Source organism: Streptomyces sp. S6 (assembly GCF_054880855.1).
Genome location: NZ_JBTYMC010000167.1, coordinates 1 through 14221 on the forward strand (window position 1 = coordinate 1; position 14221 = coordinate 14221).

Annotated in this window: 11 protein-coding genes and 2 pseudogenes; 4 read left to right on the forward strand and 9 right to left on the reverse strand. The window is 71.1% G+C overall.

Annotation, left to right across the window (positions count from 1 at the left end):
• Nucleotides 1-698 precede the first annotated feature (698 nt).
• The 5 genes and pseudogenes from ACVNF4_RS22050 to ACVNF4_RS22070 all read right to left on the reverse strand — a co-directional run.
• Nucleotides 699-1232 (reverse strand): annotated as a pseudogene (locus tag ACVNF4_RS22050) (ATP-binding protein); the annotation flags it as partial.
• Nucleotides 1229-1936, reverse strand: a complete 708-nt coding sequence (locus ACVNF4_RS22055) for a Pvc16 family protein (RefSeq protein ID WP_461804590.1) — start codon at nt 1934-1936, stop codon at nt 1229-1231. The pseudogene ACVNF4_RS22050 and the gene ACVNF4_RS22055, both read right to left, overlap by 4 nt.
• Nucleotides 1933-5085: a hypothetical protein gene (locus tag ACVNF4_RS22060; protein WP_461804591.1), complete on the reverse strand. Its 3153-nt coding sequence runs from the start codon at nt 5083-5085 to the stop codon at nt 1933-1935. The genes ACVNF4_RS22055 and ACVNF4_RS22060 overlap by 4 nt, the downstream gene beginning before the upstream one ends.
• A 216-nt stretch (nt 5086-5301) precedes the next feature.
• Entirely contained in the window at nt 5302-6219 is a 918-nt protein-coding gene (locus ACVNF4_RS22065) for a transposase family protein (protein ID WP_461804592.1), read from the reverse strand.
• Between the two features lie 229 nt (nt 6220-6448).
• Nucleotides 6449-7120, reverse strand: coding sequence for a helix-turn-helix transcriptional regulator (locus ACVNF4_RS22070; protein WP_461804593.1), 672 nt, complete (start codon nt 7118-7120; stop codon nt 6449-6451).
• A 318-nt stretch (nt 7121-7438) separates the two neighbouring features.
• On the opposite strand from ACVNF4_RS22070, the gene ACVNF4_RS22075 reads away from it, so the two are divergent.
• Nucleotides 7439-8812: a COG1470 family protein gene (locus ACVNF4_RS22075; protein WP_461804594.1), complete on the forward strand. Its 1374-nt coding sequence runs from the start codon at nt 7439-7441 to the stop codon at nt 8810-8812.
• 78 nt (nt 8813-8890) lie between these two features.
• Here ACVNF4_RS22075 and ACVNF4_RS22080 read toward each other — a convergent pair whose 3' ends face one another.
• Both ACVNF4_RS22080 and nucS read right to left on the reverse strand, forming a co-directional pair.
• Nucleotides 8891-9286 carry a hypothetical protein gene (locus ACVNF4_RS22080; RefSeq protein WP_461804595.1) on the reverse strand — a complete coding sequence of 132 codons (396 nt, stop codon included), beginning with the start codon at nt 9284-9286 and terminating at the stop codon, nt 8891-8893.
• A gap of 210 nt (nt 9287-9496) precedes the next feature.
• Nucleotides 9497-10168 carry an endonuclease NucS gene (gene nucS, locus ACVNF4_RS22085; RefSeq protein WP_461804596.1) on the reverse strand — a complete coding sequence of 224 codons (672 nt, stop codon included), beginning with the start codon at nt 10166-10168 and terminating at the stop codon, nt 9497-9499.
• 346 nt (nt 10169-10514) lie between these two features.
• Here nucS and ACVNF4_RS22090 point away from each other — a divergent pair, with 346 nt between their 5' ends.
• Nucleotides 10515-10907: an SCO5389 family protein gene (locus ACVNF4_RS22090; protein ID WP_461804597.1), complete on the forward strand. Its 393-nt coding sequence runs from the start codon at nt 10515-10517 to the stop codon at nt 10905-10907.
• 121 nt (nt 10908-11028) lie between these two features.
• Here the strand turns inward: ACVNF4_RS22090 and ACVNF4_RS22095 are convergent, their stop codons facing one another.
• A complete protein-coding gene (locus ACVNF4_RS22095) occupies nt 11029-12057 on the reverse strand; it encodes an LLM class flavin-dependent oxidoreductase (protein ID WP_461804598.1) in 1029 nt (342 codons plus the stop codon).
• A gap of 254 nt (nt 12058-12311) precedes the next feature.
• Between ACVNF4_RS22095 and ACVNF4_RS22100 the strand changes: the two genes are divergently transcribed.
• The gene (locus ACVNF4_RS22100) at nt 12312-12644 is read left to right on the forward strand and encodes an ATP/GTP-binding protein (RefSeq protein ID WP_461804599.1); all 333 of its coding nucleotides are present in this window, start codon (nt 12312-12314) and stop codon (nt 12642-12644) included.
• Nucleotides 12645-12653: 9 nt separating this feature from the next.
• Here the strand turns inward: ACVNF4_RS22100 and ACVNF4_RS22105 are convergent, their stop codons facing one another.
• On the reverse strand, nt 12654-13505 hold the full coding sequence (locus ACVNF4_RS22105) for an ABC transporter permease (protein WP_461804600.1): 852 nt from the start codon (nt 13503-13505) through the stop codon (nt 12654-12656).
• Between the two features lie 174 nt (nt 13506-13679).
• Between ACVNF4_RS22105 and ACVNF4_RS22110 the strand changes: the two are divergent.
• Nucleotides 13680-14221, forward strand: a pseudogene (locus ACVNF4_RS22110) (hypothetical protein); the annotation flags it as partial.

The following is a 14221-nucleotide window of genomic DNA, read 5'->3' on the forward strand; positions in this document are numbered from 1 at the left end:
GGATCGGCCCGTCCCCCGAGGCGATCGAGGCGATGGCGTCCAAGACGCGCGCGAAGGCCCTCATGGGGATCGCCCCGCTCACCGACGTCACCGAGGACGACCTCCCGGTGCGCGGAGACGGCGTCGGCGAGGGCACCGGGGTCTTCGTGGACGCCCCCCGCCCGCTCCAGCGCGTACCGCCACCGCTCCCCCTGCCGTTCGGCGGAGGGCGCCGGCACGGTCAGCACCACCGGGGTGTCCGCGGCCCATCGCGGGTCCCACCCCCCGCTCCCGTGCACGAGGAACGGCACGCCCCGCAACACCCCGCACAACTCCCGCAGGACCCGCCCCCGTTCACCGGGTTCGTCGGGCAGCGCCTCCAGCGGCCCGAGCACCACCCCCGCTCCGACGAGCCGCGCCTCCCGCGCCAACGTCCTTGCCAGCGAGGCCACTTCACCCGCCCGCCGCCCCAACGCCTCCGCGTCGACCACGAGCGCCCCCAGCCCTCCGCCGCGCAGCGCGGCGACCGCCAGCCCCTCCGCGTCACCCCCACGCGTCCGCAGCTGAACCAGCCCGCCGCCGGTCCCGGCCGCCATCGCCACCCGCGTGACCTGCTCCTCCTCGGCGGTCGGATCGACACGGGCCTCGCTCAGCACCCCGTCGAGCCGGGCGTCGCCCCGCGTACCCCCCAGCAAGTGTGCGGTGACCCGGTCCGGCACCACCAACAGCCGTGACAGCGGCGGCCGTTCGGCGTCGGCGACCTCGATCAGCCCCCCGTCCACGAGCGGCGCCCCGGCGGCGAGCCGGAATCGCGCGGCCGACGCGCCGGGCAGCCCGCACAGCTCCAGCGCGAGCCCGACCGTGGGCCTGCGGCGCGTCAAGTCGTCGTTGAGATAGCCGTAGAGCCGCTCGAACCGCGCGTCGAGGTCGGGTGCGACGGCGACGAGCAGCAGGTCCAGATCGAGCGGTGACAGCCCGAACCGCAGCGCGAGCACACCGAGTACGGACCCCTCGTCCGGCAACCAGGGTTCGTACGGCGGCACTTCGAGGCCGCCCGCCCCGTCGAGGATCCGCTCGACCGCCTCGGGCGTCAGGTACTGCCCCCGGTACGGGTCGTCCGGCTCGGGGTCCCCGGCCCGTCGCCCGGCGACGGCGATCCGCACCCGCTCCTCGACGAGCCGCAGCCGGTCCCACAACTCACCGCCGCCGAAGCCGGCTTGGACCTCGGCCTCGGCGGTCTCCACGTACGTCACGGCTGCCGGTCCCCCCGACGGCGCCGGGCCGGCGCCGCCCCTCGTTCCCTGGGCCCGGAGAACCCGTCGGCCTCCGGATCACTCGTCTCCCGGTACCGCAACCGGCGTCCCGGCACGGTCTCTTCGGCCGAGCCGCTCCGCGCGGCGGACCGCACGACCAGCCCCTCGGTGACCGGCGGCGCGGACGCCCGGACCGCTCCGGCGAGCGGTGCCCGCACCCGCAGTCCGAGGGACGCCTTCAGCTCCCCGCCGAGCGCCGACCACACGTCGGACGCGGCGGGCCCGTCGAGGCCGGTGCCGCCGGTGTCGAGGCCGACGGTCAGGCCGAGTTCGGCGAGGGTGCCGGTCAACAGGCGGGCGGGCAGGACATCGTTGGCGACCAGCGTCGTCAACACCTGGGACAGGAGCCGGTGTTCGTCCTGCGGCCGGTTCGCCCACGCGGTGACGAGGTACGTCAGGTCGAACCAGCGGGGCGGTGAGCGCCGGGCGACGAGGTGGCCCTCGTCGTCGTACACCTCTCCGGCTCCGCTGCCCCGCCGGGTCGCGTCCTCCCGGATGTCGTACAGGAAGACGCAGACCGTGGGGGCGCTGCGGCGGGCCGCCCAGTCGCGGGTGGGGGCGTCGAAGGCGACCTCGACGCCGGACGCCTCCAGACCGGACTCGGCGAGCAACCGCCGTAGCCCCTCGTCGACTTCGTGGATCACCGGCGGGTCACCTCGTCGGGCGGCTGGATGGTGCCGAGGACGACGAGGAAGTCCGTCGTCACCGGCGAGAACCCGGGGCCGCTGGCCGTGATGATCCGGGGTCCGGTCTGGTCCTTGGTGAGGATCAGCAACTGTCCGATGAACGTGCCGTTCTGGAGAGGGATCGTCGGTGCGGCGGCGGCCGTGATCCCCGGCTTCCAGGTGAACTTCACCGGCGCCCCGGGCGGAAAGTCCTTGCCCCGCACGGAGGTCACGAACCCGGGCTTCCCGATGTTCGGCACCGCCACGATCTTCGGCTGGAGAATCCGCAGCCGCTGCCGCGCCGTGTTGTCACCGCGGTCCGCGTCGGTCCCGGTCGTCGTCAGCGTCCCGGTGAGCGTCGCGGTGAGCGCCTTGTCCGGGCTGAGCACGACGGTGACGACGGTGCTGGCGCCCTGCGCGAGGTCGGGCAGCGCGCAGTTGAAGCCCGCGTCGCAGCCGGGGGGCGGCCCGTTGTTCGGGATCCCGGCAGGCAGCCCGATCTTCAGCCGCAGCCCGGTCGCGAGGGCGTTGCGTCCGTTGCGGACGGTGTAGGTGACGACGACCTTCCCGCCGACGTACCCGGGGTTGGGCTGCGCGGTGAGGCTCAGTCCGGGCCCTGCCTTGGGCGCGGGCGGCTTCGGCGGCGCCGGGGGCCTCGGCGTGGGAGACGCGGGAGGCGTGGGCGTCGGGGTGGGAGTAGGAGTGGGGGTAGGGGTGGGTGTGGGTGTGGGGGACGGCGACGACGGTGCCTCGCGGACCGGCACCACCGTCTGCCCGGTGTTGTCGGTGGGGTTGGGGTCGAGGACCGCCCCGTTGACGTTCCAGCCGATGGTCGCGTCCCCGACGGTGACCCCGGTGACGGTGACGGTCACCGGCACGGTCTCGCCGGGCGGCACGACCCCCACATCGCACTGGAGGGTGGAGGCGGTGCAGGTCTTGCCGGGGTAGGTGATTCCCGTGACCTGTACGCCGGTTGGCGGCGCGATCGTCAGTGTCGTCCCCGGTGAGGCGGCGGGCCCGTTGTTGACGACGTCGACGCGGATCGTGGTGGACGTCCCGACGGTGACGGTCGGCACGGTGGCCGGCGCCTTGACCGTGAGGTCCACGGACTGCTGGACGCTGGGCTCCTTCTGACGCCCCGCCAACTGTGCGGTGAGCGGCGTGACTTCGCGGGTCGCGATGTCCAGCGTCCGCAGTTTCTCGGGACTGTTGGAGGCGACCGTCTCGCGGGAGGAGAAGACGAGGGACTTGCCGTCGGCGGACCAGGCGGCGTCACGCGGCTGGAAGGGGCCGGTGAGGGTGGTGTCCGGGAGGTCGGCGCGGCAGTCGGAGGCACTGGTGGGGAGCAGGACGCGGCAGCTCTTGTCGGAGAGGGTCGCCAGCAGGAGGCCGTTGCGCTCGTCGACCGCGCCGCCGCCGTTCTTGCGGTTGAAGGCGACGGCGAGGCCGTCCGGGGAGAAGGCGGGGCTGTCGTCGATGACCTTGCAGGAGGCGGTGCAGTTGTCGCGGCTCAGGTCGTGCTGGTCGGCCAGTTCCTTCACCGGCACGGTCCAGATGTGCTTGTTGCCGCCGCCCCCGTCGATGACCTCGCTGCGGGTGAAGGCGAGGACGGTGCCGTCGGAGGACCAGGTGGGCTGCGCGTCGCGGCCGGTCTCCTCACCCGCCGGCGGCTCGATCTCCCCGGTGATCGCACCGGAGTCGGCGTTCGCGATGAGGATGCGGGTGGTTTTCCCGGCGTCGGTACTACGGGTGAAGGCGAGGAACTTGCCGTCCGGGGAGAACGTCGGGTCGGTGTCCCGGACGTTCACCCCACGCCCGTCGAGCTTCATGGCCTGCGCGTTCTTGCCGTCCGCGTCGGCGATCCAGATCTCCTCGACCCGGTTGTCCCCGGTGCCCAGGAAGCGGGTGACGACGATCCTGCGGCCGTCGGGCGTGTAGTTCTGGCGTTCCGTCCACGGGTCGAAACCGGGGCCGGGCTGGAACAGGGGGTCCTTGGCGGGGTCGGTGTTCGTGTCGGCCGCCGGGTCTTCCTTCAGGATCTCCAGGTTGAGGTCACGCGGGTCGGCGCCGTCCGAGCGGACGTCCTGGAGGGTGACGGTGTTCGGGGTGGCGGCCGTGGTGCGCTCGACGATCGCGTGCCCGGTGTCCGCGGGGCCGATCCAGGCCGGGTTGGCGAGTTCGCGGTCCTCCTGGTCGAGGACGTCGGGGGTTTGCCCGGAGTGGATCGTCGAGCTGAACAGGTGGTCCCGGTTGCCCTCGCAGTCGCAGGTGATCTCGGGGCTGAGGAAGATGATGCCGCTGGCATCCGGCTTCCACGCGACCGAGTGGGCCCGCCACTGGGTGAAGTCGCCCCCGAGGAGCGGCTCGTCGCCGCCTTCGCCGTCCGGGTTGACGACCCTCAGCTGGGGCTTGCGGTCCCGTGTGGCGGTGTACGCGATCCACTCCCGGCCCGCGTTGTCCTTCTGCGGCTTCCACGCGGGCTGGGTCGCGGTGGCGTCCACCGAGGAGGTGACCATCTTCGGGATGCCGCCGTCGAGGTCGCGGACGAAGATCTGCGTGCCGCTCAGCAGGGTGTCGCCGACGTACGCGATGCGTTTCCCGTCCGGGGAGACCGCCGGGTCCGTCTCGTTCGTCCCGGCGGTGTCCGTGAGGCGCCTCGGCGCACCGCCGCCCGTCCCCACGATCCACAGGTCCCGCTGCGTCGTCCCCGCGTCGAACACCACCGACTTGCCGTCGGGCGTCAGCTGCGGGTTCGCGGCGTTCATGCCCGTGGTGAGCTTGTCTATGTTCCCGTCCGCCGCGCGCAGATAGATCTGCGGCGTCTTCTCGTCCCGCAGACTCGCGAACACCAACTTGTCGCCGAGCGCGGACGGTTGGGTGTCGTAGTGCACGGCCCCGTCCCCGAACACGGGCGTACTGGAGGTTTTGCTCTGCACATCCCCCAGACTCCGGTGCCGAGTCCCGGCGTACGCGACGCGCGTATCCCCGGCGGCGACCGTCCCCACCCCGGGTTCGGCACTCCCCTGCCCGGACGCGGCGGTAAGGGTGAGCAACGGCACGACCAACAACAGCGCCGCACCGATCCTCCCCGGCCGGTACCGCCCACCCGGGCCAGCGGTACTCGTCACGCTCCACCTCACAGTCCACAACGACACGGCTCCCGCCCCACCAGCGTCCCCCACCCCACAACCCCACGAACAGGCCCCCCAAGCCGTACCCGAGGCAATCCCCACTGCGCTTTCGGGCAACCAAGCCCCCACCCACCCGCAGCCACATCCCCGCAGCCGCATCTCCCCCTCCCCCCCAGCTGCGGGCAGTCGTGCCGCTAGATGATTGATGTGCTTTTACGCGCTGGTCAGCGGGGTGGGGTGGTCGTAGTGGATCAGGGATCGTTTCCTGTCGGCTCCGCAGGCCCAGTTGTGCCAGATCGCGGCGTTGAGGGCCAGGAGCCGCTGGAGCACCCTGGCCCACAGTCCGGAGAAGACCCGGCCGCCGTGGGCCTCCAGGCCAAGCTGGCCCTTGAGGGTCCAGTTCACCGACTCGATGCGCTGGCGCAGCCACTGCGGGAAGATCCCCGGGTCCGGCTCGTCCTTACGGGCGGGGCGAATCACGGTGATCCCCAGTGCGGCCATGTCGGCTTCGAAGTCGGCTCCGGCGAAACCCTTGTCGCACACGCCGGTGGTGCCGGGTTCGGGCCGGTTCTTGTCGAGCGTGAACATCATCCGCACCGCGTCGCGTTCCTTGACGAGTTTGGGGTTGACCAGGATGAAGCCGGTGATCAGCCCGTCCGGGGCGCACACCAGCATCAGCTCGGCGCCCCAGTAGAAGCGGTGGTGGGACTTGTCCATGCCGTAGCCGGCCCATCCGGCCAGGTCGGAGCGTTTCGCGGTCTCCCGCGACGCGCCGCAGGGCACTGGGGTGCCGTCCCACAGCCGCACCACATCCGCACTGGACGGGGTCCGGGCCGCCAGCCAGCGCAGGGCCGCCTCCATGAGGTCACCCGCCTCCCGCACCCGCCGGTTGTACTCGCTTTGCGACAGCAGGCGCGGGAAGAGATGCCCGACCAGGGCGGAGGCCGAGCGCAGCCAGTGCCGCTCGTCGTTGAACCGCAGCAGCACCTGTGCCACGGCCAGGCACACCAGCTCCGCGTCGGTCACCTCCAGTGGGTGGCCGGGGCCCGGGCCCGGCCTGTGCGCGGGGATGATGCCGTCGTCCAGCTCGACGTACAGTGCGGTCAGGAGAGTGTCCAGGTCGGTGTTCACAGCGCGCCCTTCGGGTCGAGCCGGTGTTCAACACCACCGATTCTGGGCACTCTTCAGCATTCCGGGCAGGGCGCAAAGCACATCAATCATCTAGGGGCGGCACGGGTGGGCTGGGGGTCCCCCCTGCTCGAAGAGCTTGGGGGAGGCACCCCGCAAGCGCGGGCAAGCGAAACGCCCCCCACCCCAGCCCCCACCCAGCCGCACCGAACCCCCCACCCGAACCCACCCCTCAGATCAACCCGTTCCGCAGCGCATACCCCACCGCATGAGCCCGGTTCCGCAGTTGCAGACGCGTCGTGATCTCGTGCAGGACGTTCTTGACGGTGCGTTCGGAGTACGAGGTCTTGCGGGCTATCTCGGCGGTGTCGAGCCCCTCGGAGACGAGGCGCAACATGTCCGCCTCCCGAGTCGTGAGGGTCGAGAGGGACACCCCCCGAGGGTCGAGCGCGGCACGCTGAAGGCTGCCGACATGGGTGAGGAGCTCCCCGAGCAGGTCCCCGGGAAGCACACCCTCCCCGTTCGCGAGGGCGACGACGAGATGGACGAGCCGATCCTGATCGGCCTCACTGCGGCGCAGCACGGCAGTGACCCCGCACTCGACGACCCGCTGCAACGCCCCGGCACCGAGCGTCCCGACGACCAGCCCGGTCCGGGTACCGGTGTTGTGGCGCAGCCTCTGGAGAAGCGCGGCGACATCGTCGTCGACACTGTCCACGACCACCAGCGACACCTGCGCGGTGTCCGCGTCGGCGTCGTCGACGAGAGCGGCTTCGGGACGATGGCGCAACTGCTGGACGACACCCACCCGCAGGACGGGATCGGCGGCGTAGACGGCGACACTCACCGGCTCGGGCCGGCCGGCTCTCGGGGCCGGATACTCGTAGGGAGCGGCGGAAAACATGACAGGGCGGGTCTCCTCTGGACGGACAGGGCGGACGGGACGGACGGAACGGAACGGGGGTGAAGGCGAGTGAACGGGAGTGCACGCGCGCACTGCTCTGATCGCTCAGTACGCGCGCTGACGCGTAGACACGGGCGCATAGGGGAAGCGTGACAACCGGGGACGGAACCGGGGAAGACGTCGCCCCCAACTCCGCGCAGGACATGGACAGTTCCCCCACACCGACGGCCGGACCATCACCGCACGGGCACCACGACTGCCCGCACGCTGCCCTCGCGCCCCTCCCCCCGCACCGGGCGGAGTCCCTAGCGTGATGACGTGACGCCTTCCGCATCCTCTTCCGGTCCCGGTGCGCCGGGCCTCGACATCCCGGTCGTGACGGTGGCGCCCGGCGCCGTCGCCACGACGACTCTGACCGTCCGCAACGACAGCGACATCGTCGAGGCGTACAGCCTGGAGGTCGTCGGCGAGTGCGCAGCCTGGAGCACCGTGGAACCCGCCCGGGTCTCCCTGTACCCAGGCACCTCCGAGACCGTGACGATCACCCTGTCCCCGCCGCGCTCCCCGGAGGTCCGCGCGGGTGAACGGCCGTTCGCGGTACGGGTGTTGCCCGCCGAGCACCCGGAGTCGGTGAAGGTCCCCGAAGGTCTCGTACGGATCGAGGCGTTCCACGAGCTCCAGACCGAGCTGGCGCCGAGGCGCCGGCGCGGCTGGCTGCGCGGCCGGTACCGCCTCGCGGTGCGCAACCAGGGAAACACCCCGGTCCAGGTGGAGTTCACGCCCGGTCAGCCCGGCGAGGAACTGGGGTTCGCCTTCGCCCCGGAGCGCCCGAAGCTGGAGCCGGGCGAGTCGGTGGAGGTCGGCCTGCGGGTGCGGACCGGCAAGCCGGTGTGGTTCGGCTCGCCGGTGGTGTGGCCGTTCACGCTGACGACGACGGAGGTCGCCGAGGCGGAGCAGGCGGAGAACGCCGAGCCCAGGGACGACACGGGCACCGAGGACGTCGTCCCCGCGCCGCCGCTGGACGCCGAGTTCGTCCAGATACCGATCTTCCCGAAGTGGCTGCTCGCGCTGCTCGCGATCATCCTCGCGCTGGTGCTGCTCTGGTTCACGCTGGTCCGCGGTGTCGTGCGCAGCGCCGCCAAGGACGCGGCGAAGGAGGCGGTCCAACCGCGTCCGGCGCCGACCGCGGGGCAGAACCCCGGTGGCGGCAGCGGGAGTTCGAACGCGCCGGGCGGCGGTCAGGGCGGTACGGCGGGGCAGGGCCAGGGCAGTGGTCAGGGCACCGGTACGGGGACCGGCGGTGACGGCGGGACCGGCACCGGAGGCGTGAGCGGGCAGATCTCGCAGACCATCGAGGTCAAGACGACGGCCGGGCAGCCCGGCAAGGGTGTCTACCTGGTCCCGGCCGACAGCGTCTTCGGGGTCACCGACATCGTCCTGTCCAACTTCCAGGGTGACGAAGGGGTGTTGACGTTCTCGTTCGGTGACCGCAAGATCACCACGATCGCTCTGGAGACCTTCCGCAACCAGGACTACCACTGGGTCACCCCCATCAAGATCCCCGCGAACGGCACCGTGACGGTCGAGGTGACCTGTGCGAAGCCGGGCACGCCGGCCAGTGGCCAGCGTGCGGCGGGGTGTTACGAGGTCGTCAACGTCAGCGGTGTGCTCACCCGGACGGCCAAGCCGTGAACCGGAGTCCATACCTCCGTCCATTGTCGATCGGTACAGACCAACCCTGTAGCCTCTGACCCTCTTTCAGTCCGAAAATCAACAATTTCGGTCTGAAAAGTGACTCCTGACGATCGCTGAGACCAGTGTGGTGGCCGTGAGACTCGCCGCGGCCACCATCATCACGCCGATCACGAACAGCCCGTTGGAGTCCGGCGCCCAGTCGAGGGACGCCGCCACACAGAGCCCCGCGGTCACCCCCAGCGCGACCTCCGCCCGCCAGCCGCGCCGGGTCCCCCACCACACCGGCACCAGCAGACAGACCACGAGCCCGATGACCTGCCACGCCTCGTAGGGACCCGTGGTGTCCCCGTTCGGCAGCACGTCCCGCTCCTGGTCCCACCCGAGCCACGCGGCCCACAGCCCGGCCGAGACCCCTGCCATCACCAGATACGGCACCACTCGACCGGCGGTACCCCGAAGAAGCTTGTCCATGCCCTCAGCTTCGAGGAGCCCGGCTCCCCCGGCCACCGCTGACGTACTCACCTACGCCTGAGTACGTCCCCTCCGGAGCCGACGCGATCAGGACGTTTCCTCCGGCACATGCACCCCGGGCACGACAAAGGCACCGCACAGGACACCGAAAAGGCCGGTTCCCGTGGAAACCGGCCCTCCCGACAGCCCCGTACGGCGCCCCGGATCCGCTCAGAACAGCCGCAGTTTGTCGTCCTCGATACCGCGCAGGGCGTCGTAGTCGAGGATCTGGCAGCCGATGCCCCGGTCCGTCGCGAGGACCTTCGCCTGGGGCTTGATCTCCTGCGCCGCGAACACCCCGCGGACGGGGGCGAGATGGGGGTCGCGGTTCAGCAACTCCAGGTAACGGGTGAGCTGTTCGACGCCGTCGATCTCACCCCGGCGCTTGATCTCGACGGCGACCGTCTGCCCCTCGGCGTCCCGGCACAGGATGTCCACCGGGCCGATCGCCGTCATGTACTCACGCCGGATGAGCGTGTACCCCTCGCCCAGCGTCTCGATCCGGTCGGCGAGCAACTCCTGGAGGTGCGCCTCCACGCCGTCCTTGATCAGGCCGGGGTCGACACCGAGTTCGTGCGAGGAGTCGTGGAGGACCTCCTCCATCGTGATGATGAGCTTCTCGCCCGCCTTGTTGACGACGGTCCAGACGCCGGCGTCGTCACCGGATCCCTCTTTCAACGTACACGGCGGGGACATCCAGTTGAGGGGCTTGTACGCCCGGTCGTCCGCGTGGATCGAGACGCTGCCGTCGGCCTTGACCAGGATCAGACGGGGCGCGGAGGGCAGATGGGCGGTGAGGCGGCCCGCGTAGTCGACGGAGCAGCGGGCGATGACGAGACGCATGGGCAGCAACGCTACTCGACACTCGGGCGGCGGTGTGAATCGCCCGTCACAAGAGGACCGGAACACGGGCAACCGCGGTCACAGAGGTCCCGGCAACGATCAGAGGGCTCCTTTTCCTCCCGAATCCCTCAGGATTCCGGTCATTCGCACCCTGGCTGATTGTGGCCCTGTGCATGGGTCCCTAAGTAGCCATTCTCCTGGTGCGGTCACCACCCGTTGCCTACCGTAGTGACGGGGAGGTCGCCGTGCGTGTACTCAGAGTGTTGCGGGAGACCGGGCGCGGCGGGCTCTCCCCTTTTTCTGTCCGGCAACCCCTGTGGATATCGGGGGTGCGAGAGGAGAACCCATGTCGCTCGACGTCTCACCGGCACTGTTGGAACAGGCCGAGCGAGGCGAGGTCGACGAAGCCGAATTCGTCGACTGCGTCCGGACCTCCCTGCCTTACGCGTGGGAGATGATCAGCACGCTGGTGGCCCGGCTGAAGGTGGACGGCGGAGAGTTCGCCGACAACCAGACGCCGCCGCCGAACGAGCAGGCACGCGGACAGCTGCTCCGCGCGCTCGCCAGCGACGCGATACGCGGCGCGCTGCAACGCCACTTCGGCGTACGCCTGGCCTTCCAGAACTGCCACCGAGTCGCGGTCTTCCCCCTCGACCCCTCGGCAGACGACCGCCTCGCCCGCTTCACCTCCATCCGAGGCCAACTCCTCAACCAGTCCCCCGAACTCCGGGACTGCTGACCCCCTGCCCCCAACCGTTCGCCTGCCGCTCCAGCGGGAGCCCCAAACAAACGGACCGGCAGGCGACCGTAACCCCCCACCCCAGCCCCCACCCGAGCCCACCAACCCGCACCAACCCCCCTCACCGCAACCCCCCCATCACCTCCACCCCCAACCTCCGAACGTTCTCCTCCGTAGCCGCCAGATCCCCCGACCCCTCGACCAGCAACGCGAACCGAGTGATCCCCGTCCGCTCGGACGTCGCCGCCAACCGATCCGCGCAGAGACTCGGCGTCCCCACGGGATGCAGCCCGCAGAGCAACTCGGTGTAGGCGACAGGATCCCGCATGGCACGCTCGCGTCCGTCGACGGTGACGTGCGCCGCGAGCCCCTGCCGGAGCCACCCGGGCATCGCCTTGACGAGCGTCTCGACGGCGTCGCTACGGCGGTCGGCGATCTGACAGACCCCGGCGGAGACGTGCGCCGCGAGGGCGACCTCCTCCCGCCCCCGACCGCACTCCAACGCCCGCCGCCGCCACAGCGCGACCATCTCCGCCTTCTCCTCGTCCCCGATGTGCATCCCGAGCAGCATCGGCAGCCCCCGCTCCGCGGCGAGCCGCACACTCGCCGGCGACGTACAGGCGACGATCACCTCGGGCCCGTCCGCGTCGGACAGCGACTCGGCGGGCCGAGGCACGACCGCCACCTCACGGAACCGGTACCGCTCCCCCGCCGCCCCCACCCCTGCCTCCCGCAGCCACCGCAACAGCAGATCGAGCGACTCGGGAAACCCCCGCTCGTACGCGTCGAGACCCGCCCCGAACACCTCCAGATCCACCCAGGGCCCACCCCGCCCGACCCCCAGCGAGAACCGCCCGCCGCTGACGAGGTGCAGCAGCGCCGCCTGCTCCCCGAGCGCCACGGGATGAACTGTCGGCAGCACGCTGACGGCCGTCCCGACCCGGATCCGCCGCGTCCGCCCCAGCAGCAGCGCCGCCAGCGTCACCGCCGAGGGGCATGTGCCGTACGGCACGAAGTGATGCTCGGCCAGCCACACCGAGTCGAGTCCCGCCTCCTCCGCGACCTCCGCGGACCGCACGGCACGGTGCAGCGCCTCCCCCTGGCCCTGTCCGGGGAACTGGGCCGCCAACACGAAACTTCCTACGCGCATGGCACTTTCCTGCTTCCTTGGCTCCGGCTCGGAGCTCCCCCACCCGGCATAACCGTCTGACACGTGCCGAGGACACGGCCTGGCGGAGAGATTTGCGGATTGTCTGGAGAACGGCGGAGCCGCCACCGAACCACCATCCCGGGGGCGACTTATACGGATTGGCCGTTCTGCGCCTACCCCGCATCGGGCCGCGTAGGCTGGACGGCAACCACGCTTCCCGCGACCGCCCCGTGAACCGCCCTGTGAGGTGTCCCGTGTCCCCCCGCCACAATCGCCCCAAGGGCACCGACCGGTCCGGCCGGAGCGCCGAGGACGACCCCGCGAACCGGTACGGCGGCTGGCAGTCCGCCACGGAGTGGGACGGCGAGGAGTGGAACGTACGGCACGTCGCGGGCGCCAGCAGCCAGGGCAAGTCCTACCGCTGCCCCGGCTGCGACCAGCTCATCCCCGACGGCGTCCCGCACGTCGTCGCCTGGCCCCAGCACGCCGGCGTCGACGACCGCCGCCACTGGCACAAGGCCTGCTGGAACGCACGGGACCGCCGCACCCCAGGGGTACGGCGGTCCCGCAACGCGCCTCGCTTCTAACGGCGCCGGCTACACGTCCCGCTTCTCCAGCAGCGCGAACCCGAGTCCGAACGCGGCCCCCGTGATGACGACCGCGATGAACAGGGAGTCCAGCGCGGAGGGGCCCGAGTCGGTGAGGGTCTCCGCGTAGAACGTGCTCAGCAGGTTCGGGATCGAGTACTCGAAGAGGAACTCACGGACTGCCGTGAGGGCGTCCGTGAACATGAACAGGGCCAGCACGAGCGGCGCCAGCACCAGACCGATCATGATGGTGATGGCGCCCGCGGAGTGCCGGACGATCGAGCCGACGGCCAGCGAGAGCATGCCGAGCAGCGCGATGAACAGGGACACCCCCAGGGTGCCCTTCAGCCACTCGGCGGTCGTCGGCGTCTTCGCCCCGTCCAGCAGCGCGACGTCCGCGAGCGCGACGATCAGCGTCGACACGAACGTGAACGTGAAGGCGACGCCGAAGAACACGATCGCCTTCGCCGCGAGCACCCGGGCCCGCGAGGGGCACGCCACCATCGTCGTCCGGATCATGCCCGTGCCGTACTCGGACGCCGTCGTCAGCACCCCCAGCGTGATCAGGCACATGCTCCCGAGGAGCACCCCGAACACGCCGTACGACAAGGGGTTGCTCCCCGCGAGGTCCTCCGGACCGGCGTTCGCGGAAATAGCCACCGCCGCCAACAACCCGATCCCCACCACCATCACCACGAACACCCCGAGCGTCCACATCGTCGACCGCACGGACCGCATCTTCGTCCACTCCGACGCCACCGCATGCCCGAGATGCGTCCGCACCACCGGAATCGGCGAGGTGTACCCCGGCACCGCCTGCTGCCACACCTGCGGCGAAGGAGTCTGCTGGGCACTGCTCATCGTGCGTCCTCGGGGTCGACGGGGTTGTTCTTCTCGACGGGGCTTTCGGACACAACAGGTCCGGCCCCAGCGGCGGCAGGCTCGGAAACGGCCGGCTCAGAGCTGGCGGCAAGCACGGGCGCGGCGGCCGTGGACACAACGGACGCAGGCGCAGCACCAGCGGGCCCGGACGTCGTGAGCTCGGAAGCCGCAGGGGCAAGCGCGAACCCGACAGGCGCGGACGCGCTGGGCACAGCGTCGACCGGCAACCCGGACACAGCCGGAACGGAGCCTGCGGCGGACACGGGCTCGACACCGACAGACCCGGACGCGCTGGGCACAGCGTCGACCGGCAACCCGGACGCGGCCGGAACGGAGCCTGCGGCGGACGCGGGCTCGGCGTCGGCAGATCCGGTCGCGGACGCGCTGGGCACGGCGTCGACCGGCGCCCCGGACACGGCGTCCTCGCCCCCGGCACCCTTCGGGCTCCCGGGAATGCTGGGGACCACCGGTGCCTCGGTGAGAATCCGCGTACTGGCCGACTCCCGCCCGCCCCCAGTGGCCCCCTCGGTCTTCACCGACGGAATCACCAGCGTGCCGACGTCCTTCGCGGCCGCACCGGAACCGGCGACCGGCACGGCCGGAGCCACGGAAGCTGACGGCGCAGCCCCAACCGCCGGTACCGCCGGGGCCGGGCCGAAGCCGCCCGCCGGTGCCGAAGCCTGCCCGGCGGGCGC

What these genes read in the sequence shown, in the direction of transcription:
- ACVNF4_RS22070 (WP_461804593.1), bottom strand. Translation starts at nt 7,120, where the DNA reads ATGTTTTCCGCCGCTCCCTACGAGTATCCGGCCCCGAGAGCCGGCCGG.
- ACVNF4_RS22080 (WP_461804595.1), bottom strand. Translation starts at nt 9,286, where the DNA reads ATGGACAAGCTTCTTCGGGGTACCGCCGGTCGAGTGGTGCCGTATCTG.
- nucS (WP_461804596.1), bottom strand. Translation starts at nt 10,168, where the DNA reads ATGCGTCTCGTCATCGCCCGCTGCTCCGTCGACTACGCGGGCCGCCTC.
- ACVNF4_RS22090 (WP_461804597.1), top strand. Translation starts at nt 10,515, where the DNA reads ATGTCGCTCGACGTCTCACCGGCACTGTTGGAACAGGCCGAGCGAGGC.
- ACVNF4_RS22095 (WP_461804598.1), bottom strand. Translation starts at nt 12,057, where the DNA reads ATGCGCGTAGGAAGTTTCGTGTTGGCGGCCCAGTTCCCCGGACAGGGC.
- ACVNF4_RS22105 (WP_461804600.1), bottom strand. Translation starts at nt 13,505, where the DNA reads ATGAGCAGTGCCCAGCAGACTCCTTCGCCGCAGGTGTGGCAGCAGGCG.